This is a genomic window from Streptomyces sp. 3330, assembly GCF_031456635.1.
Classification (GTDB): Bacteria; Actinomycetota; Actinomycetes; order Streptomycetales; family Streptomycetaceae; genus Streptomyces.
Window position 1 is genome coordinate 611,455 of the sequence record NZ_JAVDVA010000001.1, and the last position, 25,046, is coordinate 636,500.

The window sequence follows — 25,046 nt, forward strand, 5'->3', positions numbered from 1 at the left end:
CTCACAGAACATAGGAGTCCTGCCGAGCACGCACCGTTCCCCCGATGTGTGATGCTCAGCTGCCATCTGCGGCCAGGTCCTCCGGCTGAAGGGACACACTGCGGTTGCTGGTCGCCGACTCGAGGACCGCGGCCGCCACCTCGACGGTGCGCATGCCCTGGCGCAGGGTGCAGATGTCGGCCTGCTTGCCGAGCACCGCGTCCCGGAACAGCTCGTGCTCGACGAGCAGCGGCTCGCGCTTCGGGATGGCGTACCGGATCATGTCGCCCTCGGACACCCCGCGGAACGCCCGCAGGGCCTCCCACTCGGTGGTCACGGCGGCGTTGGAGTGGAACGTCAGGTCGGCGGTGAGGGTGTCGGCGATGAAGCAGCCGCGCTCACCGGTGACCGAGGTGAACCGCTCCTTGAGCGGGCTCAGCCAGTTCACCAGGTGGTTGACCATGGTGCCGTCGTCCAGACGCCCCACCGCGGAGACCATGTCCTCGTGCTCACGGCCGCTCTTGGAGACGGTGTGCGCGGCGATGGACACGTACTGGCGTCCGGTCACCCAGCCGGTGAGGTCGATGTCGTGCGTGGCGAGGTCCTTGACGACGCCGACGTCCGCGATGCGGTGCGGGAAGGGGCCCTGGCGGCGGGTGACGACCTGGTAGACGTCACCGAGCTCACCGGCCTCCAGCCGGGCGCGCAGCGACATGAGCGCCGGGTTGCAGCGCTCGATGTGACCGACGCCGGCCACCAGACCGCGCGACTCGAACGCCTCGACGAGACGACGGGCGCCCTCGACGGTGTCGGCGACCGGCTTCTCGACCAGCGCGCACACGCCGGCCTCGGCGAGCGCCAGGCCGACCGGCTCGTGCAGGGCGGTGGGGCAGGCCACGACGGCGTAGTCCACGCCGAGCGCGATGAGCTCCTCGACGGTGTTCAGGATCGGCACGCCCTGGGCGGCGCCGAACTTGTCGCCCATCGGGTCGACGACGCCGACGAGGTCGACGCCCTCCAGACCCGACAGGACGCGGGCGTGGTGACGCCCCATGGAACCGAGGCCGACGAGTCCCGCTCGCAGCGACTTCCCGGTACTCACAGTTGCTCCCCCAGAGCATTGACGGCGGTGACGATGCGCTCAAGATCCTGGGCGGACAGGGCCGGGTGCACGGGCAGCGACACGACCTGGGCGGCCGCGCGGTCCGTCTCGGGCAGGTCCCAGTCGCGGCCCGCCTTCTGGTCCGGCTCCCAGTACGGCTTCAGCCGGTGGATGGGAGTCGGGTAGTACACCGCGTTGCCGATGCCGGCCTCGGTCAGCCTGGCCATGGCGGCGTCGCGGTCACCCAGGACGCGCACCGTGTACTGGTGGTAGATGTGCCGGGCGCCCTCGGCGACCTTCGGCGTGACCACGTTCGGCGCGGTGATGTGCTCGGTGAGGTACGCGGCGTTGGCGATGCGCTGCTCGGTCCAGCCGGTCAGCTTGCCGCGCTGGACGCGGCCGATGGCGGCGGACACGTCCGTCATGCGCACGTTGGCGCCGACGATCTCGTTGGCGTAGCGCTTCTCCATGCCCTGGTTGCGCAGCAGGCGCAGGGTGCGGGCGGTCTCCGCGTCACCGGTGGAGATCATGCCGCCCTCGAGGCTGTGCATGTTCTTCGTCGGGTAGAAGCTGAAGGTGCCCGCGGCGCCGAAGGCTCCGACCGGGGTGCCGTGCAGTGCGGCCGCGTGGGCCTGGCAGGCGTCCTCGATCACGGCGAGCCCGTGCTGCTCGGCGATCGCCATGATCTTGTCCATGGCGGCCGGGTGCCCGTACAGGTGGACCGGCATGATCGCGGCGGTGCGGGGCGACAGCGCGGCCTCGACCGCGGCCGGGTCCAGGCAGTACGTGTCCGGGTCGATGTCGGCGAAGACCACGTCGGCGCCGACCAGCCGTACCGCGTTGGCGGACGCGGCGAAGGAGAACGACGGCACGATGACCTCGTCGCCCGGACCGAGACCGAGGGCGAGGAGCGAAAGGTGCAGCGCGGAGGTACCGGAGTTGACCGCGACGCAGTGACGCCCGTCGACGAGCTCCGAGAACTCCTCCTCGAAGGCGGCCACCTCGGGCCCCTGGACGACCATGCCGCTGCGCAGCACGCGCACCGCGGCCTCGATCTCCTCCTCGCCGATCACGGGTTTGGCGGCCGGTATGAACTCACGGGCGTCGGTCATCGACATCCCCTCCTCTACGGCGACCTCTAAGCCGCACCACGTCTTGCATGGTCGGGAAGAGACCGTGTCGATGCTCAGCACGGCCGCATCCCTGGTTGTCCGCCGATGCCTGTGAGCGGGCGGACGGGTTGTACACAGGACCCCGCCCCCCTGAGGGCTCCTTGCGGGAAGTCAGCCGTGTCCGGTTGGAAGACCGGATGTGCTCATCGGCCGGGGTCACGGTGTGCATGTCTTTGGCCACCGGGACCACAGTGCACGTTACCAGCACGCGGACAGCGATTTTCCCCAGGGTTACCACAGTGAAACTCACGCAGAGCGTGCGCTCCATCACAAGCGGGACACAGAGTAACTCGCTGCCGAACACAATGCGACGCGGGCACCCGGAGGATACCGGGTGCCCGCGTGGCGGTCGGACAGGCTCGGCCGACATCAGGCCCGATCCGCCGGGATCAGCCGGATCCGGGTGCCCTCGGCAGAAGCCGGAGTCACTCCTCCGTGGAGGCCGAGACGGTCGGCTGACCCTGCTGGGCCGCCGCCGTCGTCTTCGACGCCGTCTTCGCGGCCTTCTTCGCCGTCGTCTTCTTGGCGACGGTCTTCTTCGCGGCCGTCTTCTTCACCGCCGCCGTCTTCTTGGTGGCGGCCTTCTTCGCCGTGGCCTTCTTCGCCGTCTTGCGCGCGGCCGCCTTCTTCGCCGGAGCGGCCTCCGCCTCCTCGGCGGGCGCCTCGGTCTCCTCGGCGACGCTCTCCACGACCGACGGCACGACCACGACGGCCGTCTCCTCGGACGCGGTCGGCGCGGTGGCCTTGCGCACGGCACGGCGCCGCGGGCGGGCCGGGGCCGCGCTCTCGGCGACGGGCTCGGCGACCTGCTCCGCCTCGGGCTGCTCCACCGGAGCGACCTCGGCGGCCGGGGCCGGTGCGACCGACGGCTCGGCGACCGTCAGCACGGCGGCCTCCGCCCCGGCGGGCGAACCGGCCGGCGCGGACACCTTGCGGGTGGCGCGACGACGGGTGCGGCCCTTGGGCGCGGCCTCGTCGACGACCGGAGCCTCGACGGCCGGGGCCTCGGCCACCGGGGCCTCGACCACGGGAGCCTCGACGACCGGGTCCTCGACGGCGACCGGCTCGGCGCCCGCGGTGACCGCCTCGGCCGGCTGCACCGGGCGCTCGGCCTCCGCCTCGGCGGTGACCTCCTGCGCGGTGGGCGCCTCGGCGATCTCCTCGGCCGGCGCCTGGACGGCACTCGGCTCGTAGTCGCCCGACCTGCGCGACGCGCCGCCCCTCGGCGCACCCGCCGGAGCGGACGCCCGACGGCTCGCCCGACGACGGCCGCGGCCACGCGAGGCGGAGGCCTCCGCCTCTGCGATGCTGCTGTACAGCTCCTCGTCCGGCGCGAACTCGGGGGCCGCGAGCGCGACCGGCTCGGCCACCTCGGCGGCGACCTCGGCCTCGCTCTCCGTCTCCTGCCCGGCGCCCGCGAGCGACTCGGCGACGTCGGCCGTCACCGTGTCGTGCTCGTGGTCGTGGCCCTGCCCGTCGCCACCGCGGCCGCGCTTCTTGCGCTTGCCGCCGCCACCGGCCGCGGCCGGCTGCTCCATGTGGACGATGACGCCGCGCCCGTTGCAGTGCACACAGGTCTCGGAGAACGACTCCAGCAGCCCCTGGCCGACCCGCTTGCGGGTCATCTGCACGAGCCCCAGCGAGGTCACCTCAGCGACCTGGTGCTTCGTGCGGTCGCGGCCCAGGCACTCCAGCAGGCGCCGCAGCACCAGGTCCCGGTTGGACTCCAGCACCATGTCGATGAAGTCGATCACGATGATGCCGCCGAGGTCGCGCAGCCGCAGCTGGCGCACGATCTCCTCGGCCGCCTCCAGGTTGTTCCTGGTGACCGTCTCCTCGAGGTTGCCGCCCTGACCGGTGAACTTGCCGGTGTTGACGTCGACGACGACCATCGCCTCGGTCCGGTCGATCACCAGCGAACCGCCGCTGGGCAGCCAGACCTTGCGGTCCAGCGCCTTGGCGAGCTGCTCGTCGATCCGGTACGTGGCGAAGACGTCGACCTCGGAGGTCCACCGGGACAGGCGGTCGGCCAGGTCGGGCGCGACGTGCGAGACGTACCCGTGGATGGTCGACCAGGCCTCGTCACCGCTGACGATGACCTTGGAGAAGTCCTCGTTGAAGATGTCGCGCACGACCCGGACGGTCATGTCCGGCTCGCCGTACAGCAGCGTCGGGGCGTTGCCGCCGTTCTTCGCCTTCTTCTGGATGTCCTCCCACTGGCCCTGCAGTCGCTCGACGTCGCGGCGCAGCTCGTCCTCGCTCGCGCCCTCGGCGGCGGTGCGCACGATGACGCCCGCGTCCTCGGGGACGATCTTCTTGAGGATGGTCTTCAGCCGGGCCCGCTCGGTGTCGGGCAGCTTGCGGCTGATGCCGGTCATCGAGCCCTCGGGCACGTACACCAGGTAGCGGCCGGGGAGCGAGACCTGGCTGGTCAGGCGGGCGCCCTTGTGACCGATCGGGTCCTTCGTCACCTGGACGAGGACCGACTGGCCCGACTTGAGGGCGGCCTCGATGCGGCGCGGCCCGTTGGCCATGCCGAGCGCCTCGAAGTTCACCTCTCCGGCGTACAGGACGGCGTTGCGGCCCTTGCCGATGTCGATGAAGGCGGCCTCCATCGACGGCAGCACGTTCTGCACCTTGCCCAGGTACACGTTGCCGACGTAGGAGGTGGCCTGCTCCTTGTTGACGTAGTGCTCGACGAGCACGTTGTCTTCCAGGACGCCGATCTGGGTGCGCTCGCCGCTCTGGCGGACGACCATCACGCGCTCGACGGCCTCGCGGCGGGCCAGGAACTCGGCCTCGGTGATGATCGGCACCCGCCGGCGGCCCTGCTCACGGCCTTCCCGGCGGCGCTGCTTCTTGGCCTCGAGACGGGTCGAGCCCTTGATGGACTGCACCTCGTCGGACGGCTCGGAAGGCTTGCGCGGCTCACGGACCTTGACGACCGTGCGCTCCGGGTCCCCGTCGCTCTGCTCGGCGTCAGGAGAGGAGTCACCGGCACGCCGTCGCCGGCGACGGCGACGGCGGCTGCCCGCGGTGGAACCACCGGCCTCCTCCTCGGCGTCCTCCGCGTCCTCGTCCTCCTGCTCGGCGGTGTCCTCGGCGTCCTGCGCGGCCTGCTCGGCGGCGAACTCGTCGGACTCGGCCTCGCCGGAGTCACCCTCGCCGTCGGCGGCATCGCCACGACGACGGCGACGGCCGCCACGACGGCGACGGCGGCGCGACCCGGTCTCCTCGGTCTCGTCGTCGCTGTCGGCGGCGTCCTCGGCCTCGTCGGCCTCGTCCGGCTCGGTCTCCGGCTCTTCCGCGACCGGGGTCGCGGCGGGCGCTGCGGGAGCGGCGGGAGCGGCGGTCCGGACGGCCTCGGCCTCGTCGCCGAGACCGGTGGCCCGGCGACGACGGCGACGGCGCGACCCGGTCGGCTCCTCCGGAGCCTCCTGAGCGACCTCGGTCTCCTCGGGCTCCTCGGCCTCCGGGACCTCGGCCCCGGCGGCGGCGGCCTCGGCCGCGGCCCGCTGCGGGGTCTGGAACTGCGGCTCGGCGAACACGGGCGCCTGGAAGACGGCGACCGCGGGGCGGGCCGGACGACGCGGCGCGTCGGAGTCGGTGCTCTCCTGCGAGGGCGCGGAGAAGCCGCCGGCGGCCCGACGGACCACACGACGACGGCCACCACGACGGGGACCGGCGTCCTCGTCGGCCTGGGGGGCCGGGGAAGCCTGGGCGGTCTCGGCGGCGGGCGCGGCCTCGGCGGGAGCGGCGGGCGCCTCGGGAGCCTCTGCCTCCTCGGCGGGGGCGGCGGCGACGGCCGGCTCGGGAGCCTCGGCCTCGGCGGGCGCGGTCACCCGGCGGGTGGCGCGACGGCGCGTCCGGGGAGCGGGCTCGGCGGGCGTCTCTTCGGCGGCCTCCGGAGCCGCGGCCTCGGCGGCGGGCGTCTCGGTCCCGGCGACGGCGGGCGCCTCGGCCTCCGGCGCACCGGCGGGCGCGGTCGCCCGACGGGTGGCCCGGCGCCGCGTGCGGGGCGCGGCCTCGGCGGGCGCCTCCTCGACCGGCGGCGCGACGGGCTCGGGCTCGACGGCGGCCTCGACGACCTCGGCCGGAGCCTCGGACGGCGTGGACACGCGACGCGTGGCCCGGCGGCGGCGACGAGGAGCGGCGTCCTCGGCGGCGGCCTCCTCGGCAGCGGCTTCCTGCACGGCGGGGGCGCTCACCTCGGCGGCCACGGGCAGCACGGTCTCGGCGGCCTCGGCGGCGGCCGGAGCCCCGGCGGGCGCGGAGGCGCGGCGGGTGGCCCGGCGCCGGGTGCGCGGGGCGGCCTCGGCGGGCTCGTCGGCCCTGGCGTCGGCCTGAACGGCCTCGGTGACCTCGGTGACCTCGTCCTCGAGGTCCTCCTCCGCCAACTGCTCGGCGGACTCCACGGCCGGTATGGCCGGCGTGGTGATCTCGGCCGAGGTGTCGGCGCCGGCGGCCGGCGGGCCCGCCGGTCGGGACGCGGCACGGCGCCGACGACGCGGCGGCAGGGTGTCGCTGGGGGTGTTCGCTTCGGAGTCCGGTGCGGACTCTGCGGATTCGGTTGGCTCGAGCATGCGGGCGTTTCTCCCGTCAGGCTCCCGGGCGCCGCGCCTGGTCCGGCGTCGATCTCGAGGGATCGATCGCCGTTGACGTCCGCGGCTCGCGCGATGCGCGGTGCCGCCGTCCGGGGCGCGGGCGCCGCACGGGAGCTCTCTGTGTCCTGTCTCGCCGGTTCCGTACGCCGAATGCGTACGGCCTGGCGAAAGTCTTCTGGTCGGTTGCCGCCCGACCCAGGTGGCTCCCGAGTACGAGGGCGGCGCTACGACGTCCGTCCCTTCGCGGAACCTTCCCTACGCGGGCGCCTTCGCGGCGGCAGCGGGTTCGGCCGTTGTGGGGGCCTGAGCTGCCTCGCGGTCGGGCGCGAGCGGGTCGGTCACCGTGCCGGTCTCTTCATCGAACAGCCCCTGCGCCAGCCTGGTCACCGCAGCGGGGACCGGCGGCGCCAGGTCGGCCACGGCGCGAAGACCGGACAGGACGTCGTCGGGTCGTACGGCAGGCGTCACGTGCCGAACAACCAGGCGCAGTATCGCACAGGCCTGGTCCGTCGGCCTATCAGCAGTTTCACTGTGGGTCTCGAGTTGTACGACGGCGGCACGGGCGTCGAAGGTCCGGACGCCGTTCTTGGCCATGCGCTGGACCTCGACGGCATCGGCCTTGTTGAAGGCCGCCACCGCACGTTCGGCGTCGGCCGGGTCCACTCCGTCCAGCCGCAGCTCCCACACGGAGGCCGTCAGCCGGTCGGCGAGCCCCGAGGTCCGGGCCTCTACCGCGTCGACGATGTCGAGCCCGGTGGGCAGCGACTCGTCGAGGAGGATTCTCAGCTTCTCCGGGTCACGCGCCGCGGTGAGCGCGATCTCCAGATACTCCGCCTCACTGCCCGTGCCGGTGGGTGCGGCATTGGCGTACGACACCTTCGGATGCGGCGTGAACCCCGCCGAGTACGCCATCGGCACCTCGGCACGGCGCAGAGCACGCTCGAAGGCGCGCTGGAAGTCACGGTGGCTGGTGAACCGGAGGCGGCCGCGCTTGGTGTAGCGCAGTCGGATGCGCTGCACCGCGGGTGCGGGCGGCGGGCCTTCGGGCTGTCGCTTGCCCAGTGTCGTTCAGTCCTTCGTGAGAGCGGTCGTACTCCTACCAAGAGTACGTGCCTCCGCCCCGGATGGTTCCCGCCGGTGGACCGCCTCCGGCTCGCGCGACTCCCCGAAAAGCATCCGGCGCACGTCCGCGCGGGCCTGGCGGGCGGTCTCCCGGGCGGCGGCCAGGGTCTGCCGGGCGGTCCGGCCCACGCTGCGCGCCGCGCGGGCGGCGGGACGCAGCACGGCGTCCCGGACGACATGTCCGACCGGCGTGAGGACGGTCCGGTAGACCCAGCGCACGGGCTCCACGAAGATCCACCGGAAGAGGGTGCCGAGAAACCGTCCGACGGCCCGCGAGATCCGTCCGGCGATCCGCCAGGCGTGCCCGAGTGCCTCCCCCACCTCACGCGCCACGACCGCCAGGAACCGGCCGACGGGGGCGAGCACCCAGCGCCGGAGCGCGAGCGCGGGCAGCACGACCAGGATCCGGGCGGTCCAGTACAGGACGAGGCCGGTCCCGGTGGCGAGCAACGTCAGAAGCCGCCACACCCCTTGTGCGCACCAGGCGATCGCCCGGCCGGCCGGCGCGAGGATCCACCGGTGGACCCAGCCGGCCGGCAGGACGACGAGGTGGCGCACCAGCCAGGCCACGGCGGTGTACGCGCCGACGCCGACGGCGGCGAGCACCGCCCCGATCCCCTTGAACAGCCGGCCGACCGCGTGGCCGACCGGCGTCAGCACGCGCGCGTACACCCACGCCAGCCCGGTCCCGATCCCGCGCGCGAGCCACGCGACGCCGTGCCCGAGCGGCGTCAGGACGTGCCGGTAGGCCCACACCACCGGCACCACGAGCAGCATCTCGACGAGCCGGCCGAGCGCCTTGACCACCGGGACGACGATGTACCGCCACAACCCGATCAGCGGCAGGACGAACAGGGCGTTCCCGAGCCACAGCAGGGCGCGCCCCAGCGGCCGCAGGACCGCGTCCCGGAGGAAGCGCCCCACGACGACGAGCGCGTCCCACACCATCCGGACCGGCACGACGAGGACGAGCACGACGATGCGTACGGGCAGCCGGACCGCCACGACGAGGCACCCCTCGGGCGCCCGCGCGGGCGGCTGCGCCGACGGTGTCGCGGGCGGCCCTGCGGGCGGTTTCTCCAGGTCCATATCGACGTAGACGCTACAACCACCGCGGTGGATGCGTTGTTGAGGGTGCGTCAGGACCGCTTCTTCCGCGGTCGCGCCGTCTTGCCTGCCCGGGTGGCCTTCGGACGGCGTGCCGGGCAGGCCGGGGAACGGCCCGGACGTGGGGTGCGGGGAACTCGCGGTGGGTCCGGGTCTGGCCGCGGACGGCGTCGGGCAGGTCCGGCATCGCCGGCAGCGCGTCGCAAGCCCGGACGGCGGCCGGACGGTCGCCGGCTCAGTAGGCGCAGATGCAGAACTCGAACAGCAGGCCCCACCGGTAGATCCAGGACCTGCACGAACAGCAGGCCCCACCGGTACACCCAGGACCTGCAACAACAACCGTCGCCTCGGAAGCCGACGGCGGCAGCGCGGCACGCAGCCCCGGTCCCCCTTCCCGTCGGGAGGGGGACCCACTCGGTGACGGGCTCAGTGCGTGTGTGCGGTCCCCGCCGGCTGCTTCACGGTCAACGGCAGCAGCTTCTTGCCGGTCGGGCCGATCTGGATGTGGGTGTCCATCGCCGGGCAGACCCCGCAGTCGAAGCAGGGCGTCCAGCGGCAGTCCTCGACCTCGGTCTCGTCGAGGGCGTCCTGCCAGTCCTCCCAGAGCCAGTCCTTGTCGAGGCCCGAGTCCAGGTGGTCCCAGGGCAGGACCTCCTCGTAGGACTTCTCCCGTGTCGTGTACCAGTCGACGTCGACGCCGAAGGCGGGCAGCGTCTTGTCGGCGCAGGCCATCCAGCGGTCGTAGGAGAAGTGCTCGCGCCAGCCGTCGAAGCGGCCGCCGTCCTCGTAGACGGCCCGGATGACGGCACCGATACGGCGGTCGCCGCGCGAGAGGAGGCCCTCGACGATGCCCGGCTTGCCGTCGTGGTAGCGGAAGCCGATGGAGCGGCCGTACTTCTTGTCGCCCCGGATCTTGTCGCGGAGCTTCGTCAGGCGCGCGTCGGTCTCCTCGGCGGAGAGCTGCGGCGCCCACTGGAACGGCGTGTGCGGCTTCGGCACGAACCCGCCGATCGACACCGTGCAGCGGATGTCGTTCTGGCCGGAGACCTTGCGGCCCTCGGCGATCACCTTCATCGCCATGTCGGCGATCTGCAGGACGTCCTCGTCCGTCTCCGTCGGCAGACCGCACATGAAGTACAGCTTCACCTGGCGCCAGCCGTTGCCGTACGCGGTGGAGACCGTCCGGATCAGGTCCTCTTCGGAGACCATCTTGTTGATGACCTTGCGCATGCGCTCCGAGCCGCCCTCGGGGGCGAAGGTCAGGCCGGACCGGCGGCCGTTGCGGGTCAGCTCGTTCGCCAGGTCCACGTTGAAGGCGTCCACGCGGGTGGAGGGAAGGGACAGGCCGATCTTGTCCTCTTCGTAGCGGTCCGCGAGGCCCTTCGCGACCTCGCCGATCTCGCTGTGGTCGGCGCTCGACAGCGACAGCAGGCCGACCTCCTCGAAGCCGGTCGCCTTCAGGCCCTTCTCGACCATGTCGCCGATACCGGTGATCGACCGCTCGCGCACCGGGCGGGTGATCATGCCGGCCTGGCAGAAGCGGCAGCCGCGGGTGCAGCCGCGGAAGATCTCGACCGACATGCGCTCGTGCACCGTCTCCGCGAGCGGGACCAGCGGCTGCTTGGGGTAGGGCCACTCGTCGAGGTCCATGACCGTGTGCTTGGACACGCGCCACGGAACGCCCGACCTGTTCGGCACCACACGCGCGATCCGGCCGTCCGGCAGGTACTCCACGTCGTAGAAGCGCGGGATGTACACCGCGCCCGTCTTCGCGAGCCGGAAGAGGACCTCGTCGCGGCCACCCGGCCGGCCCTCCGCCTTCCACTCGCGGATGATCTTCGTCATGTCCAGCACGGCCTGCTCGCCGTCACCGATGACCGCCGCGTCGATGAAGTCGGCGATCGGCTCGGGGTTGAAGGCCGCGTGGCCGCCCGCCAGCACGATCGGGTCGTCGAGACCGCGGTCCTTGGACTCCAGCGGGATCCCGGCGAGGTCCAGCGCCGTGAGCATGTTCGTGTAGCCCAGCTCCGTGGAGAAGGACAGTCCGAACACGTCGAAGGCCTTCACCGGACGGTGGCCGTCCACGGTGAACTGCGGCACCGCGTGCTCCCGCATCAGCGCCTCCAGGTCCGGCCACACGCTGTACGTGCGCTCGGCCAGGACCCCCTCCTGCTCGTTCAGCACCTCGTAGAGGATCATGACGCCCTGGTTGGGCAGCCCGACCTCGTACGCGTCCGGGTACATGAGCGCCCAGCGGACGTCGCAGGACTCCCAGGGCTTGACGGTGGAGTTGAGCTCGCCGCCCACGTACTGGATCGGCTTCTGCACATGCGGGAGCAAGGCTTCTAGCTGCGGGAAGACCGACTCGACAGACATCGCGGCATTACCTTCGTGAGCTGACGGGGGACAGGGGTGACCATCAAGCGTAACCCGCTCGGAGGACTCCCCCGTCCCCGCGGCCCCCGGTGCTAGACCTCCATCGAGGCCCTGGTCTTCTTCCACTCCGCCGGCAGGGCCTCCTCCACCCGCTCCGCGCGCCGCTCCTCGCGGGCGTACAGCACGCCGTACGTGAAGGAGCTCTCCCCCGCCGCGTGCGCCACCGCGGACAGCTCCCGCAGGGTGGTGCGGGCCATCACGCTGTCCTGGTGGTCGCCGAGCAGGCTCTGGAGCGACTTCATGGACTTGACCAGGGACTTGGCCGTGCCGCCCAGGGCCGGACCGGCCGTCTCGGCCGCGTAGCGCGTCCGCTTGGCCTTCTTGCGGGCCTCGTGCAGCGCGAGGTCGCGGTCGACACCCGGCTCCTGTGCCATGGCCTTGTCGACCAGCGCGGACACCTTCTCGAAGTCCTTGCGCACGGCCTTGGCGAGCACCTTGTCCGGCTTCTTGCCGGCCGCCCGGAGGGTCGGCGGGTCGCTGACCACGGCGTCCAGGCTGTCGAGGAGCGTCAGGTAGCGCGGGGAGTCGAGCACGCCGAGCAGCCGGCGGCGGGAGCCGTGCTCCCCGGCCTTGGCCCAGGTGCTCAACCGGTCGTGGATCGGCCCGGAGACGAGAGCGGACGGCAGGTCGCCGAGGGCCGCTTCCAGCCGTTCGGCCAGCACCTCGTGGTCGCGGCCCACGCCCAGTTCCCCGGCCAGCCACTTCAGTTCGGCGCCGATCGGGTCGGTGACCTGCCGGTCGAGGACCTTGTGGAAGGAACGGAACGTGCTGCGCAGCCGGCGGGTGGCGACCCGCATGTCGTGGATCGACTCCTCGACGTCCCGGCGCACGGCCGGGTCCAGCTCGACGACGGCGTCCCGCTGGGCCCGGATGTACGCCAGGACGTGATCGCCGGCGGTGACGGGCTCGGCGGGGCCCTCGTCCCGCGGCCGCGGATGCCCGCCCTGCGTCTCCGCCAGCGCCCGCTCCAGCTTGGACGCGGACTTCGACGGCCGTACGCCCGCCTTGCGCAGCCGCTTCTCGACCTTGTCGAGCAGCACCGGATCGCCGCCGTCGGCCAGCTCCACCTCGATCTCGGTCCACTGCGCGCTGCCCTCGCCGCCGAACTGCCGGTCCGCGCGTACGGCGTCCACACTCGCCTCGGCGAGCAGCCGGCCCCGGGCGTCGACGAGTTCGCGGACGTCCCGGCTGGAGCGCAGCCGCACCACGGGCACCAGCTGTCCCTCACGGACGCGGGAGCGGACCAGCCCGGCGAGTTCGTCGGGCACGGTGTCGGAGAGAGGGGCCCTGATCTCGTCCCGGATGCCGGGCGCCACCGGCAGTTTCAGGTGCCAGCCGGCGTCGGATCCCCCGGTGCGCCGGCGCAGGGTGATCGAGGCCGAGGCCAGACGCAGGTCGGAGGTGTCGTAGTAGGTCGCGTCCAGCTCGGTGACGCCCTTGTCGAGGACGGACGCGACCCCGGCGACACCGGTCAGGTCGGGCAGCCCGCTCTCATCGGATTCGTACTTGCGCTCGATCTCGCGTTTCGTCTCCGTCATGAATCGAACCTAGTCGGAGTCGGGCCCGAGCGGCAGTGCACGCAGGACCCGAATCACGACCCGACCAGGGCAAAACAGAAGGTCTGACGCCCTCTCGTGCCGCTCACGCCGACATGGGCCGCTGCACCCGGATGGACTGCAGCAGGCCCAGCGCCACCCAGACGGCGAACATCGACGTGCCGCCGTAGGAGACGAACGGCAGCGGCAGACCCGTCACCGGCATGATCCCCAGGGTCATCCCGATGTTCTCGAAGGACTGGAAGGCGAACCAGGCGACGATGCCCGCGGCGACGATCGTGCCGTACAACTCCGTGGTCTCACGCGCTATGCGGCTGGCACGCCAGAGGATGACCCCGAGCAGGACGATGATCAGGCCCGCGCCCATGAAGCCCAGTTCCTCGCCCGCGACGGTGAAGACGAAGTCCGTCTGCTGCTCCGGGACGAACTGCCCCGTCGTCTGCGAGCCGTGGAACAGCCCCGCGCCGGTGAGGCCGCCGGAGCCGATGGCGATGCGCGCCTGGTTGGTGTTGTAGCCGACGCCCGCGGGATCGAGGCTGGGGTTGGCGAAGGCGGCGAAACGGGCGATCTGGTAGTCGTCCAGGATGTGCAGCTGCCAGACAGCGATCGCGCCGGCCGCACCCGCCCCGATCAGCCCGAAGACCCAGCGGTTGGAGGCGCCGGAGGCCAGCAGCACACCCAGCACGATCATCACCATGACCATGACCGACCCGAGGTCGGGCATCAGCATCACGATCAGCATGGGGACGGCCGCGAGCCCGAGGGACTGCAGCACCGTGCGGTGGTCGGGGTAGAGCTTGTCGCCCGCGTCGACCCGGGCCGCGAGCAGCATCGCCATGCCCAGGATGATCGTGATCTTCACGAACTCCGACGGCTGGAGCGAGAAGCCGCCGCCGACCACGATCCAGGAGTGCGCGCCGTTGACCGTCGAGCCCAGCGGCGTCAGCACCGCCAGGATCCCCATGAGCGAGAGCCCGTAGAGGACCGGTACCGCGTTGCGCAGCGTGCGGTGGCCCAGCCAGATCGTGCCGATCATCAGGCAGATCCCGATGCCGGTGTTCATCAGGTGCCGGACGAAGAAGTAGTACGGGTCGCCCTGGTTGATCTCGGTGCGGTTGCGGGTCGCCGAGTAGACGAGGAGCGAGCCGATCAGCGACAGGGCGATGGCCGACATCAGTATCGGCCAGTCCAGCCGCCGGGCCAGCGAGTCCCGGGCGAAGACCCGGGTCCAGCCGGCCCGCTCGGGCCCGTATCCGGAGACGGAGAAACCGTTCGCGCCGGTCATGTGCACATCCTCCGGCTTCCCCTCTTCCGCCGTCGCCTGCGGGTGTCGCGGTTGGTGCTGGTGTTCTGCTGCGCGGTGGCCGCCGGCTGCGTCTCGCCCGGCTTCGGCGCGCCCTCCTGGCTGGCGCGCTGCTCCTTCGCCGGGTCCTTGGAGACCTTCGGGGCCTTGATCGTGCCGTCCACCTGGATCTTCGGAAGGGTGGTCTGCGGAGTGGGCAGCAGGGCGTTCTTCTTGTCGATCTTGCCGTCGTCGGCGACGCCGTACATCGCGTTGTAGATGTGCCGCACGGCCTCACCCGAGGCGCCCGAACCGGTACCGGCCTGAGCGATCGTCATGACGACCGTGTAGTCCTTGCTGTACGTGGCGAGCCAGGACGTCGTCTGCTTGCCGTAGACCTCCGCGGTACCGGTCTTGGCGTGCAGCGGGATCTCCTCCTGCGGCCAGCCGCCGAACTTCCAGGCGGCGGTACCCCGCGTGACCACGCCCTCCAGCGCGGCGTCCATGCCCTTGATCGTCGCCTTGTCGACCGGCAGCTTGCCCTGGACCTTGGGCTTGATCTCCTCGACCGTCTTGCCGTCGGCGCTGACGATCGCCTTGCCGATGGTCGGGGTGTACATCGTGCCGCCGTTGGCCAGCGCCCCGTAGATCACGGCCTCCTGGATCGGGGTGACGAGGGTGTCACCCTGACCGATGGAGTAGTTGATCGAGTCACCCTCGCGCATCTTGTTGCCTTCGAGGCAGTTCTCGTACGCGATCTTCTCGACGTAACTGCCGTCCTTCTTGCCGTACTTGCACCAGGAGTCCTTGTTGGCCTTCCAGTAGGACTCCTTCCACTGACGGTCCGGGACGCGGCCGGTGACCTCGTTGGGCAGGTCGATGCCGGTCTCCTTGCCGAGACCGAACTGGTGGGCCGCCTTGTAGAAGTAGTCCTTCGGCTGGCCCTTCGCCGGGTTGATGCCGCCGTCCTTCTTCCACTCCCGGTCCGCGAGACCGTAGAAGACGGTGTCGCAGGAGACCTCCAGGGCCCGGCCGAGCGAGATGGGGCCGAAGCTCTCCCCCTCGAAGTTCTTGAAGACCTGGCCGCCCACCGAGTACGAGCTGGTGCAGGGGTAGCCGCCGTCCCACTCGTAGCCCGCCTCGACCGCGGCGGCCGTCGAGACCACCTTGAAGGTCGAACCGGGCGCGGACTGACCCTGTATGGCCCGGTTGAGCAGCGGGTAGTCCGAGTTCTTCCCGGTGAGCTTCTTGTAGTCCTTGGCGGAGATGCCGCCGACCCAGACGTTGGGGTCGTAGGCCGGGGCCGACGCCATGGCGACGACCCGGCCGGTCTTGGCCTCCATCACCACGACCGCTCCGGAGTCGGCCTTGTAGTTCTCGCCGGTGATCTTGTCGAACTGGGTGCGGGCGATCTTCATCGCGTTGTTCAGCTCGTACTCGGCGACCCGCTGCACGCGGGCGTCGATGCTGGTGACGAGGTTGGAGCCGGGCTGGGCCGCGTCGGCCTCGGCCTGGCCGATGACACGGCCGAGGTTGTCCACCTCGTAGCGGGTGACGCCGGCCTTGCCGCGCAGTTCCTTGTCGTACTGGCGCTCCAGGCCGCTGCGGCCGACCTGGTCGGAGCGCAGGTAGGGCGAGTCGGTGTCCTGGGCCTTGGTGATCTCGGCGTCCGTGACCGGGGAGAGGTAGCCGAGGACCTGGGCGGTGTTGGCGTTCCCGGGGGCCGCGTAGCGGCGCATGGCCTCGGGCTCGGCGGTGATGCCGGGGAAGTCCTCGGCCCGCTCGCGGATCTGGAGGGCCTGCTTGGGGGTGGCCTCGTCGGTGATCGGGATCGGCTGGTAGGGCGAGCCGTTCCAGCAGGGCTGGGGCGTCTTCGCGTCGCACAGCCGGACCTTCTGCGCCACCTCCTCGGCGCTCATGCCGAGGACGCCCGCGAGCTTGGCCAGGACCGCCTTGCCGTCGTCCTTCTGCTTCAGCAGGTCGGTGCGGGAGGCGGAGACCACGAGCCGTGTCTCGTTGTCGGCGAGGGCCACTCCGCGCGCGTCCAGGATCGAGCCGCGCACGGCGGGTTCGACGACCTGCTGGACGTGGTTGCCGGAGGCCTCCTTGGCGTACTCCGCGCCCTCCCGGATCTGGAGGTACCACAGCCGGCCGCCGAGGGTGCCGAGCAGGGAGAGGACGAGGATCTGGATCACGACGAGCCTGATCTGGACCCGTGGGGTCCGACCGGTCTCGGGAATGTTGGTCACTGCGGTGCCTCCCCCTCTCCGCACGCGGAGTCGGCGCGCGAACAGGTGCGCGCTGACGAATGATGAACGATCAGCCGGTGAGGGCTCGTTCCGCCGGAAGCTCCCCGTTCGGGTGATCCTTCGACTGGCGCGATCCGCGCCCGGGCGCCCGCGCTCACAGCCGCTTGACCCCCTTGATACGGCCGGCGCGCGCCCCGCGCGAGCGGGCCGCCTTGAGCTTCAGCCCGTTGCGCTGTCCGCCGATCCGCAGCCCCGTCCCGGAGGACAGCCAGCCGGACGAGATGTCCGGGCTCTTCGCGGCGGAATTGGTCTCCGCGAGGGGGTCGTTGTCGGCGCGGCGCGCCAGGAACATGACCGCGGGGACGACGAACGGGGCCAGCAGCAGGTCGTACAGGCCGGCCGTGAACAGCAGTCCGGTGAGGCCGACATGACGGGCGGCGGTGTCACCGACGAGGGCGCCCACCCCGGCGTACAGCAGGGTGGAGCCGATCGCGGCGCCGACGACCACGACCATCGGGCCGGTGGCCGACTTGATCTGCCCGCTCTCGGGCTTGATGAGCCCGGCGAGGTAGCCGATCACGCACAGCACCAGGGCGTAGCGCCCGGCGGCGTGGTCGGCGGGCGGCGCGAGGTCGGCGAGCAGACCGGCGCCGAAGCCGATGAGGGCGCCGCCGACATGGCCGTAGACCATGGCGAGGCCCAGCACGGTGAGCAGGAGGAGGTCCGGGACGGCGCCGGGGAGGTGGAGGCGGGCGAGGACGCTCACCTGGATCACCAGGGCGACGACGATCAGCGGGACGGAGAGCAGGATCCGGTTGACGCGCATGGGGGTTGTCAGCTCCTACTGCTGCTGGCCGTCTACGGGTGCGTTCGCGTTCGGAGTGACCGTCACGGTCACCGTCGGCGTGGGGACCGGTTTGGGCTTCGAGGGGAGCACGGTGTCGCGCGGATCCTTCTTCGGAGCCTCGACGACCACACCCACGATGTCGAGCTTGGTGAAGCTGACGTACGGCGTGACGTAGAGGGTGCGGGTGAGGTCGCCGCCGGAGGGGTCGACGCGGGAGACGACGCCGACGGGGACGCCGGGTACGAAGGGCTTGTCGGCCTGCGAGCCGAAGGTGACCAGCCGGTCGCCCTTCTTCACCTCGGCCTTGCCGTTGAGCAGTTCCACGCGCAGCGGCCGGTCGCCCTGTCCGGAGGCGAAGCCGAGCTCGTCGGACGCCTCCATCCGGGTGCCGACGGTGAAGTCGGGGTCGCTGGCCAGGAGCACGGTCGCGGTGTCGGGGCCGACGGTGGTGACCCGGCCCACCAGGCCGTCGCCGTTGAGGACCGTCATGTCGCGCCTGACGCCGTCGTTCGCGCCGACGTCGATGGTGATGGTCCAGGAGAAGCCCTGGGCCGCTCCTATCGCGATGACCTCGGCGCCCTTGATGCCGTACTGGCCCGTGCCGGCGATCTTCAGCATCTTGTCGAGCTGCGCCAGCCGGCTGCGGTTGCGGTCGTCGCTGCCGAGCTTCGCCTTGAGGGCCGCGTTCTCCTTCTCCAGGTCGGTGAGCCGGTCATGGCGCTCACCGGAGTCCCGGACGGCGGAGACGGCGTTGCCGACGGGGTCCACCGCCGACGACACGCCGTTCTCGATCGGACCGAAGGCCGCGGCCGCGGCCTGCCGGGCGCCGTCGACCGGGGAATCCTCCCCACCCCGGATGTCCACCGTGATCAGCGCGAACGCTACGGCGATCAGCAGCACCAGGAGCAGCCGGCTCTCTCGTGTGTCCCTCACGTGCGGCGGCCGTGCCCTTCCTCGAGAAAAAACCAAGAACAGGAATCAGGAAGCAGGATCTGGAATTGGGGTAGCCCCGGGCCAAGATGACCAAGGGCGCTTTGTGGGAGCTTATGCCTGAATATCAACGATCCGCCGCACGAGAGGAGATCATCCCGTACGGCGGAATCGAAGCGTTACGTCATCTGCGGGGCGCGGCGTCCAGGACCTGCTGGAGCGCCTCGAACTCCTCGACGCACTTCCCGGAGCCGAGCGCCACGCTGTCCAGCGGGTCCTCGGCGATGTGGATGGGCATGCCGGTCTCCCGGCGCAGCCGCTCGTCCAGACCGCGCAGCAGGGCTCCGCCGCCGGTCAGAACGATTCCTCGGTCCATGATGTCGCCGGACAGCTCCGGCGGGCACTTGTCCAGGGTGGTCTTCACCGCGTCGACGATCGCGTTGACCGGTTCCTCGATCGCCTTGCGCACCTCGGCGGCCGAGATGACGACGGTCTTGGGCAGCCCGGACACGAGGTCCCGGCCGCGGATTTCGGTGTGCTGGTCGTCGTCGAGGTCGTAGGCGGAACCGATCGTGATCTTGATCTGTTCGGCCGTCCGCTCACCGAGGAGGAGGCTGTACTCCTTCTTGATGTGCTGGATGATCGCGTTGTCCAGTTCATCGCCCGCGACGCGGATGGACTGGGCCGTGACGATGCCGCCGAGCGAGATGACCGCGACCTCCGTGGTGCCGCCGCCGATGTCCACCACCATGTTGCCCGTGGCCTCGTGGACCGGCAGGCCGGAGCCGATGGCCGCGGCCATGGGCTCCTCGATGATGTGCACCTGACGGGCGCCGGCCTGGGTCGACGCCTCGATGACGGCGCGGCGCTCGACGCCCGTGATGCCCGAGGGCACACAGACGACGACCCGCGGACGAGCCAGATACCGCCGCTTGTGGATCTTCAGGATGAAGTAGCGGAGCATCCGCTCGGTGATCTCGAAGTCGGCGATCACGCCGTCCTTCAGCGGACGCACGGCAACGATGTTGCCGGGCGTGCGCCCGATCATCTTCTTCGCTTCGGCGCCGACCGCGAGGATGCCACCGGTGTTGGTGTTGATCGCGACGACGGACGGCTCGTTGAGTACGATCCCGCGACCCCTGACGTACACCAGCGTGTTGGCGGTCCCGAGGTCGACAGCCATGTCACGGCCGATGAACGACATTGAGTTCCCCATCAGGATTCGACTGGCCTTCCATGAGCTTTGAGGGCTTTTCAGGTCGGCGAGGTGGGTGCTGTGACGTGAAGGCTTCCATCGTAAACGCGCCTGCACGAACACTGCGGAGCGGTCTCCGCCATTGTTTGCAGATGCTGTGAGGGTTCGCTTCCGGAGACGGGCGTTCGGGGGCTCACGTTCCCTCGATCGCCGCCTTCAGCCGCTCCGCCGGACGCCGGATCAGGCGCGGCCGGGGAAGAAGATCTTCACCTCGCGCTCGGCGGACTCCTCGGAGTCGGAGGCGTGGATCAGGTTCTCCCGGACGATCACACCGTAGTCGCCGCGGATGGAGCCGGGTGCCGCGGCGATCGGGTCGGTCGGACCGGCGAGCGCGCGCACACCCTCGATGACCCGGTCGCCCTCGACGATCAGCGCCACGACCGGACCGGAGGCCATGAACTCCACCAGCGGCTCGTAGAAGGGCTTGCCCTTGTGCTCGCCGTAGTGCTGCTCCAGCGTGTCCTGGTCCAGGGTCCGCAGTTCCAGCGCGGTGATCTGCCAGCCGGCCTTGCGCTCGATACGGCTGATGATCTCGCCGGTCAGGCCACGACGGACGGCGTCGGGCTTGAGCAGGACGAGGGTGCGCTGGCTCACGAGGTGACTCCTTCTACTGCCGGTGTGTGCGGTGGGATGAGGTTACAGGGCGTGTCCGGGCGCCTGTCACGCAGCGTCAGCGGTATCCGCGGAGGCCGCCTCGGCCTGTGCGGCGAAGCGCGCCTTCGCCTCGTCGACCTTGCGCCCGAAGTGCACGGACGCCCACCACAGGGCCCCGAAGAGCACCCCCAGGAAGAACATGATCGGGACGAAGAAGCCGGACGCGACGAGGGCGATCTGGAGCGCCCAGCCGAGGGCGACGCCCCCGGGCCGGGTGACCATGCCGCACAGCAGGACGCTGAGGAACATGGCGATGCCGCACACCGTCCACACCGTGGCGGTGGACAGGTCGGCGTCCTTCATGGCGACCAGACCGGCGAAGCCGATGACGAAGAACTCGCCGATCAGGGTCGAGGAGCAGAGCGTACGCATGGTGGGGACCTCAGCCCTTTCCGAGGAGCAGCCGGGCCTCGCCGACCGTGATGACGGAACCGGTGACCAGCACCGCGCCGCCCGCGAACTCGCCCTCCTCCTCGGCGAGTGTGACCGCCGCCTCCAGAGCGTCGGGCAGCCTCGGCTCGACCTGGACGCGGTCGTCCCCGAACACCTCGACGGCGATCGCGGCCAGCTCGTCGGCGTCCATCGCGCGGTGGGTGGAGTTCTGGGTGACGACGACCTCCGCGAAGATCGGCTCGAAGGCCTCCAGCAGCCCCCGTACGTTCTTGTCGCCGCTGGCCCCGACCACGCCGATCAGCCGGCTGAAGTCGAAGGCCTCGCCGACGGCCTCGGCGGTGGCGCGCGCGCCGGCCGGGTTGTGGGCGGCGTCGAGGACCACGGTCGGAGAGCGCCGTACGACTTCGAGGCGGCCCGGCGAGGAGACGGCCGCGAAGGCCTTGCGGACCGTGTCGATGTCGAGCGGCTCGGGGCGCTGGGAGCCGACGCCGAAGAACGCCTCGACGGCGGCGAGCGCGACCGCCGCGTTGTGCGCCTGGTAGGGGCCGTGCAGGGGCAGGTACACCTCGGGGTACTCGCCGCCCAGGCCGCGCAGGGTGACCATCTGTCCGCCGACGGCGACCTGGCGGGCGACGACGCCGAACTCCAGGCCCTCCCGGGCCACGGTGGCGTCGACCTCGACGGCCTTCTTCAGCAGCACCTGGGCCGCGTCGACGGGCTGCTGGGCCAGGATGACGGTGGCGTCCTGCTTGATGATCCCGCCCTTCTCGGCGGCGATCTCGGCGGTCGTCTCCCCGAGCCGGTCCGTGTGGTCCAGGTCGATGGGCGTCACCACGGCGACGTCACCGTCGATCACGTTGGTCGCGTCCCACGAGCCGCCCATCCCCACCTCGACGACGGCGACGTCGACCGGCGCGTCCGAGAAGGCGGCGTACGCCATGCCGGTGAGCACCTCGAAGAAGGACAGCCGGTACTCCTGCATGCCGTCGACCATCTCGATGTACGGCTTGACGTCCTCGTACGTCTCGATGAACCGCTCGGCGGAGATGGGCGCGCCGTCCAGGCTGATCCGCTCGGTGATCGACTGCACGTGCGGGGAGGTGTACCGGCCGGTGCGCAGGTCGAAGGCGCCGAGCAGGGCCTCGACCATGCGGGCGGTGGACGTCTTGCCGTTGGTCCCGGTGATGTGGATCGAGGGATACGACCGCTGCGGGTCCCCCAGCACGTCCATCAGCGCGGCGATGCGGTCCACCGACGGCTCCAGCTTGGTCTCGCCCCAGCGGGTGGCCAGCTCCGCCTCGACCTCGCGCAGGGCCTTGTCGACCTCGGGGTCCTCGGGACGCGTGGGCACGTCGGCCTGCGGGGCGCCGCCCTGGGTGCGCAGGGTGCGGCTGCCGGCTTCGATGACCGCGAGATCGGGGTCGCGGTCGGTCTCCTCCGCGATGATCTCGTCGAAGGGATCGAGGGGGTCGGGCAGGTCGTCTTGGTTGCCGTTCGGGGGGAGCTCGCTCACGGGGCCAGTCTACGGACGGCCGGTGACAGACGTGGGCGAAGGCCCCCGGGAACCGTTTCGGTCCCGGGGGCCTTCGTCGTCATGGCGCCCTGCGGTGTCCAAGCCTGCGAGGCCTAGGCCTGCGGCAGGCGCTCCAGCTGGGTCCGGATGCGGGCGATGTCCTCGTCCGCCTTGGCGAGGCGGCCGCGGATCTTGTCCACCACGTTGTCCGGGGCCTTCGCCAGGAACGCCTCGTTGCCGAGCTTGGCCTCGGCCTGGGCCTTCTCCTTCTCGGCGGCCGCTAGGTCCTTCGCCAGGCGCTTGCGCTCCGCGACCAGGTCGATCGTGCCGGACAGGTCCAGCGCGACCGTGGCGCCCGCGACCGGCAGGGTCGCCGTCGCCGAGAAGGCGTCGCCCTCCGGCTGGAGGCGGAGGAGCTGGCGGATGGCGCTCTCGTGGGGCGCGAGCGCCGTGCCGTCGAGCGTCAGCCGGGCGGGGACCCGCTGGCCGGGCTGGAGTCCCTGGTCGGCACGGAAGCGGCGGACCTCGGTGATCACCGACTGGAGGCTCTCGATCTCCTTCTCGGCCGCCGCGTCCCGGAAGCCGCTGTCCGTGGGCCACTCGGCGATGACGACGGACTCGCCGCCGGTGAGCGTGGTCCACAGCGTCTCGGTGACGAACGGGACGACCGGGTGCAGCAGCCTGAGGGTGACGTCGAGGACCTCGCCGAGGACACGGCCGGAGACCTTCGCGGGCTCGCCGCCGGCCATGAACGTCGTCTTGGACAGCTCGACGTACCAGTCGAAGACCTCGTCCCAGGCGAAGTGGAACAGCGCGTCGGAGAGCTTCGCGAACTGGAAGTCCTCGTAGAGCGCGTCCACTTCGGCGACGACGGAGTTGAGACGGGAGAGGATCCAGCGGTCGGTCGCCGACATCTGCGCGGCGTCCGGCAGCGGGCCGTCGACCGTGGCGCCGTTCATCAGCGCGAAGCGCGTCGCGTTCCAGATCTTGTTGGCGAAGTTGCGGGAGCCCTGGACCCAGTCCTCGCCGATCGGGACGTCGACGCCGGGGTTGGCGCCGCGGGCCAGGGTGAACCGGAGCGCGTCGGAGCCGTACTTGTCCATCCAGTCCAGCGGGTTGACCGCGTTCCCGAAGGACTTCGACATCTTCTTGCCGAACTGGTCGCGGACCATGCCGTGCAGGGCGATGGTGTGGAACGGCGGGGTGCCGTCCATCGCGTACAGGCCGAACATCATCATCCGGGCGACCCAGAAGAAGAGGATGTCGTAGCCGGTGACCAGGACGGAGTTCGGATAGAACTTCGCGAGCGACTCGGTCTGTTCGGGCCAGCCGAGCGTGGAGAACGGCCACAGGCCGGAGGAGAACCAGGTGTCGAGGACGTCGGTGTCCTGACGCCAGCCCTCGCCGGTCGGCGCCTCGTCGTCGGGTCCGACGCAGACGACCTCGCCGTTCGGCCCGTACCAGACCGGGATGCGGTGCCCCCACCACAACTGCCGCGAGATGCACCAGTCGTGGAGGTTGTCGACCCAGTCGAAGTAGCGCTTCTCCATCTCCTGGGGGTGGATCTTGACCCGGCCGTCCCGGACGGCGTCGCCGGCCGCCTTGGCCAGCGGGCCGACCTTGACCCACCACTGCATGGACAGGCGCGGCTCGATGGTGGTCTTGCAGCGCGAGCAGTGGCCGACGGAGTGGGCGTACGGCCGCTTCTCGGCGACGATCCGGCCCTCGGCGCGCAGCGCGGCGACGATGGCGGAGCGGGCCTCGAGCCGGTCCAGGCCCTGGAAGGGGCCGTGGGCGGTGATGACGGCGTGCTCGTCCATGACGGTGAGGGACGGCAGGTCGTGGCGCTGGCCGATCTCGAAGTCGTTCGGGTCGTGGGCCGGGGTCACCTTGACCGCGCCCGTGCCGAACTCCGGGTCGACGTGCGTGTCGGCGACGACCGGGATGGAGCGGTCGGTCAGCGGCAGGCGGATCTGCTTGCCGACCAGGTGCTTGTAGCGCTCGTCGTCGGGGTGGACGGCGACCGCGGTGTCGCCGAGCATCGTCTCGGCGCGGGTGGTGGCGACGACGATGGTCTCGTCCCCCTCGCCGTACTTCATGGAGACGAGCTCGCCGTCGTCGTCCTGGTACTCGACCTCGATGTCGGAGATCGCGGTCAGGCAGCGGGGACACCAGTTGATGATCCGCTCGGCGCGGTAGATGAGCTCGTCGTCGTAGAGCCGCTTGAAGATGGTCTGGACGGCCTGGGACAGGCCCTCGTCCATGGTGAAGCGCTCACGCGACCACGCGACGCCGTCCCCGAGGCGGCGCATCTGGCCGCTGATCTGGCCGCCGGACTCGCCCTTCCACTGCCAGACGCGCTCGACGAACGCCTCACGGCCGAGGTCGTGCCGGGACTTGCCCTCCTTGCCCAGCTCCCGCTCGACGACGTTCTGCGTGGCGATGCCGGCGTGGTCCATGCCGGGCTGCCACAGCGTCTCGTGACCCTGCATGCGCTTGCGGCGGGTGAGGGCGTCGATGAGGGTGTGCTCGAAGGCGTGCCCGAGGTGCAGGCTGCCCGTGACGTTCGGCGGCGGGATGACGACGGTGTACGGAGGCTTCTCGCTCTTCGCGTCGGCCTCGAAGTAGCCCCGCTCTACCCAGCGCTCGTACAGCGGCCCCTCTACGTCGGCCGGCGCGTACTGGGTCGGCAGTTCGGTGTGGGGCGCTGATGGCTGCTGCTGAGCGTTGTCGGTCACGGGCCCAGTTTAGGGGTGTCACGGCACCGTCCCGAAACGTGTTTCCTCTGTAACGGTGGGGCCCCCGCCGCCGTACCGGCGTGGGCTCTGGGCCAGGATGTGAAAAT

General features: G+C 71.0%; 16 protein-coding genes. All 16 read right to left on the reverse strand.

Translation table 11 applies throughout. The annotated features are described in order from the left end of the window. Window positions 1-55 precede the first annotated feature (55 nt). A complete protein-coding gene (locus tag J2X68_RS02690; protein WP_310430758.1) occupies window positions 56-1,081 on the reverse strand; it encodes a Gfo/Idh/MocA family oxidoreductase in 1,026 nt (341 codons plus the stop codon). Continuing rightward, the gene (locus tag J2X68_RS02695) at window positions 1,078-2,193 is read right to left on the reverse strand and encodes a DegT/DnrJ/EryC1/StrS family aminotransferase (protein WP_399039203.1); all 1,116 of its coding nucleotides are present in this window, start codon (window positions 2,191-2,193) and stop codon (window positions 1,078-1,080) included. The genes J2X68_RS02690 and J2X68_RS02695 overlap by 4 nt, the downstream gene beginning before the upstream one ends. A gap of 485 nt (window positions 2,194-2,678) precedes the next feature. Then, window positions 2,679-6,836, reverse strand: a complete 4,158-nt coding sequence (locus J2X68_RS02700; RefSeq protein WP_310430760.1) for an Rne/Rng family ribonuclease — start codon at window positions 6,834-6,836, stop codon at window positions 2,679-2,681. Between the two features lie 276 nt (window positions 6,837-7,112). Beyond that, the gene (locus J2X68_RS02705) at window positions 7,113-7,877 is read right to left on the reverse strand and encodes a TIGR03936 family radical SAM-associated protein (RefSeq protein ID WP_310430761.1); all 765 of its coding nucleotides are present in this window, start codon (window positions 7,875-7,877) and stop codon (window positions 7,113-7,115) included. A gap of 48 nt (window positions 7,878-7,925) precedes the next feature. Beyond that, window positions 7,926-9,068, reverse strand: a complete 1,143-nt coding sequence (locus J2X68_RS02710) for a hypothetical protein (protein WP_310430762.1) — start codon at window positions 9,066-9,068, stop codon at window positions 7,926-7,928. 444 nt (window positions 9,069-9,512) lie between these two features. Next, entirely contained in the window at window positions 9,513-11,462 is a 1,950-nt protein-coding gene (locus J2X68_RS02715; RefSeq protein ID WP_310430763.1) for a TIGR03960 family B12-binding radical SAM protein, read from the reverse strand. 92 nt (window positions 11,463-11,554) lie between these two features. Beyond that, entirely contained in the window at window positions 11,555-13,060 is a 1,506-nt protein-coding gene (locus J2X68_RS02720) for a CYTH and CHAD domain-containing protein (RefSeq protein WP_310430764.1), read from the reverse strand. Between the two features lie 103 nt (window positions 13,061-13,163). Beyond that, a complete protein-coding gene (rodA, locus tag J2X68_RS02725) occupies window positions 13,164-14,363 on the reverse strand; it encodes a rod shape-determining protein RodA (RefSeq protein ID WP_310430765.1) in 1,200 nt (399 codons plus the stop codon). Beyond that, window positions 14,360-16,609, reverse strand: coding sequence for a penicillin-binding protein 2 (gene mrdA / locus J2X68_RS02730; RefSeq protein WP_310430766.1), 2,250 nt, complete (start codon window positions 16,607-16,609; stop codon window positions 14,360-14,362). The genes rodA and mrdA overlap by 4 nt, the downstream gene beginning before the upstream one ends. A gap of 154 nt (window positions 16,610-16,763) precedes the next feature. After that, window positions 16,764-17,435 carry a rod shape-determining protein MreD gene (gene mreD / locus J2X68_RS02735; protein ID WP_310430767.1) on the reverse strand — a complete coding sequence of 224 codons (672 nt, stop codon included), beginning with the start codon at window positions 17,433-17,435 and terminating at the stop codon, window positions 16,764-16,766. A gap of 15 nt (window positions 17,436-17,450) precedes the next feature. After that, a complete protein-coding gene (mreC, locus tag J2X68_RS02740) occupies window positions 17,451-18,389 on the reverse strand; it encodes a rod shape-determining protein MreC (RefSeq protein ID WP_310430768.1) in 939 nt (312 codons plus the stop codon). A gap of 181 nt (window positions 18,390-18,570) precedes the next feature. Next, window positions 18,571-19,590 (reverse strand): rod shape-determining protein, encoded by a 1,020-nt coding sequence (locus tag J2X68_RS02745; RefSeq protein WP_020127820.1) that lies wholly within the window; start codon window positions 19,588-19,590, stop codon window positions 18,571-18,573. 231 nt (window positions 19,591-19,821) lie between these two features. Beyond that, a complete protein-coding gene (gene ndk, locus J2X68_RS02750; protein WP_054244926.1) occupies window positions 19,822-20,235 on the reverse strand; it encodes a nucleoside-diphosphate kinase in 414 nt (137 codons plus the stop codon). Window positions 20,236-20,301: 66 nt separating this feature from the next. Next, complete coding sequence (locus J2X68_RS02755) at window positions 20,302-20,667, reverse strand: DUF4233 domain-containing protein (RefSeq protein ID WP_310430769.1); 366 nt, start codon at window positions 20,665-20,667, stop codon at window positions 20,302-20,304. Window positions 20,668-20,677: 10 nt separating this feature from the next. Beyond that, window positions 20,678-22,201 (reverse strand): folylpolyglutamate synthase/dihydrofolate synthase family protein, encoded by a 1,524-nt coding sequence (locus J2X68_RS02760; RefSeq protein WP_310430770.1) that lies wholly within the window; start codon window positions 22,199-22,201, stop codon window positions 20,678-20,680. A gap of 113 nt (window positions 22,202-22,314) precedes the next feature. Further along, window positions 22,315-24,939: a valine--tRNA ligase gene (locus J2X68_RS02765; RefSeq protein WP_310430771.1), complete on the reverse strand. Its 2,625-nt coding sequence runs from the start codon at window positions 24,937-24,939 to the stop codon at window positions 22,315-22,317. Window positions 24,940-25,046: the final 107 nt, after the last annotated feature.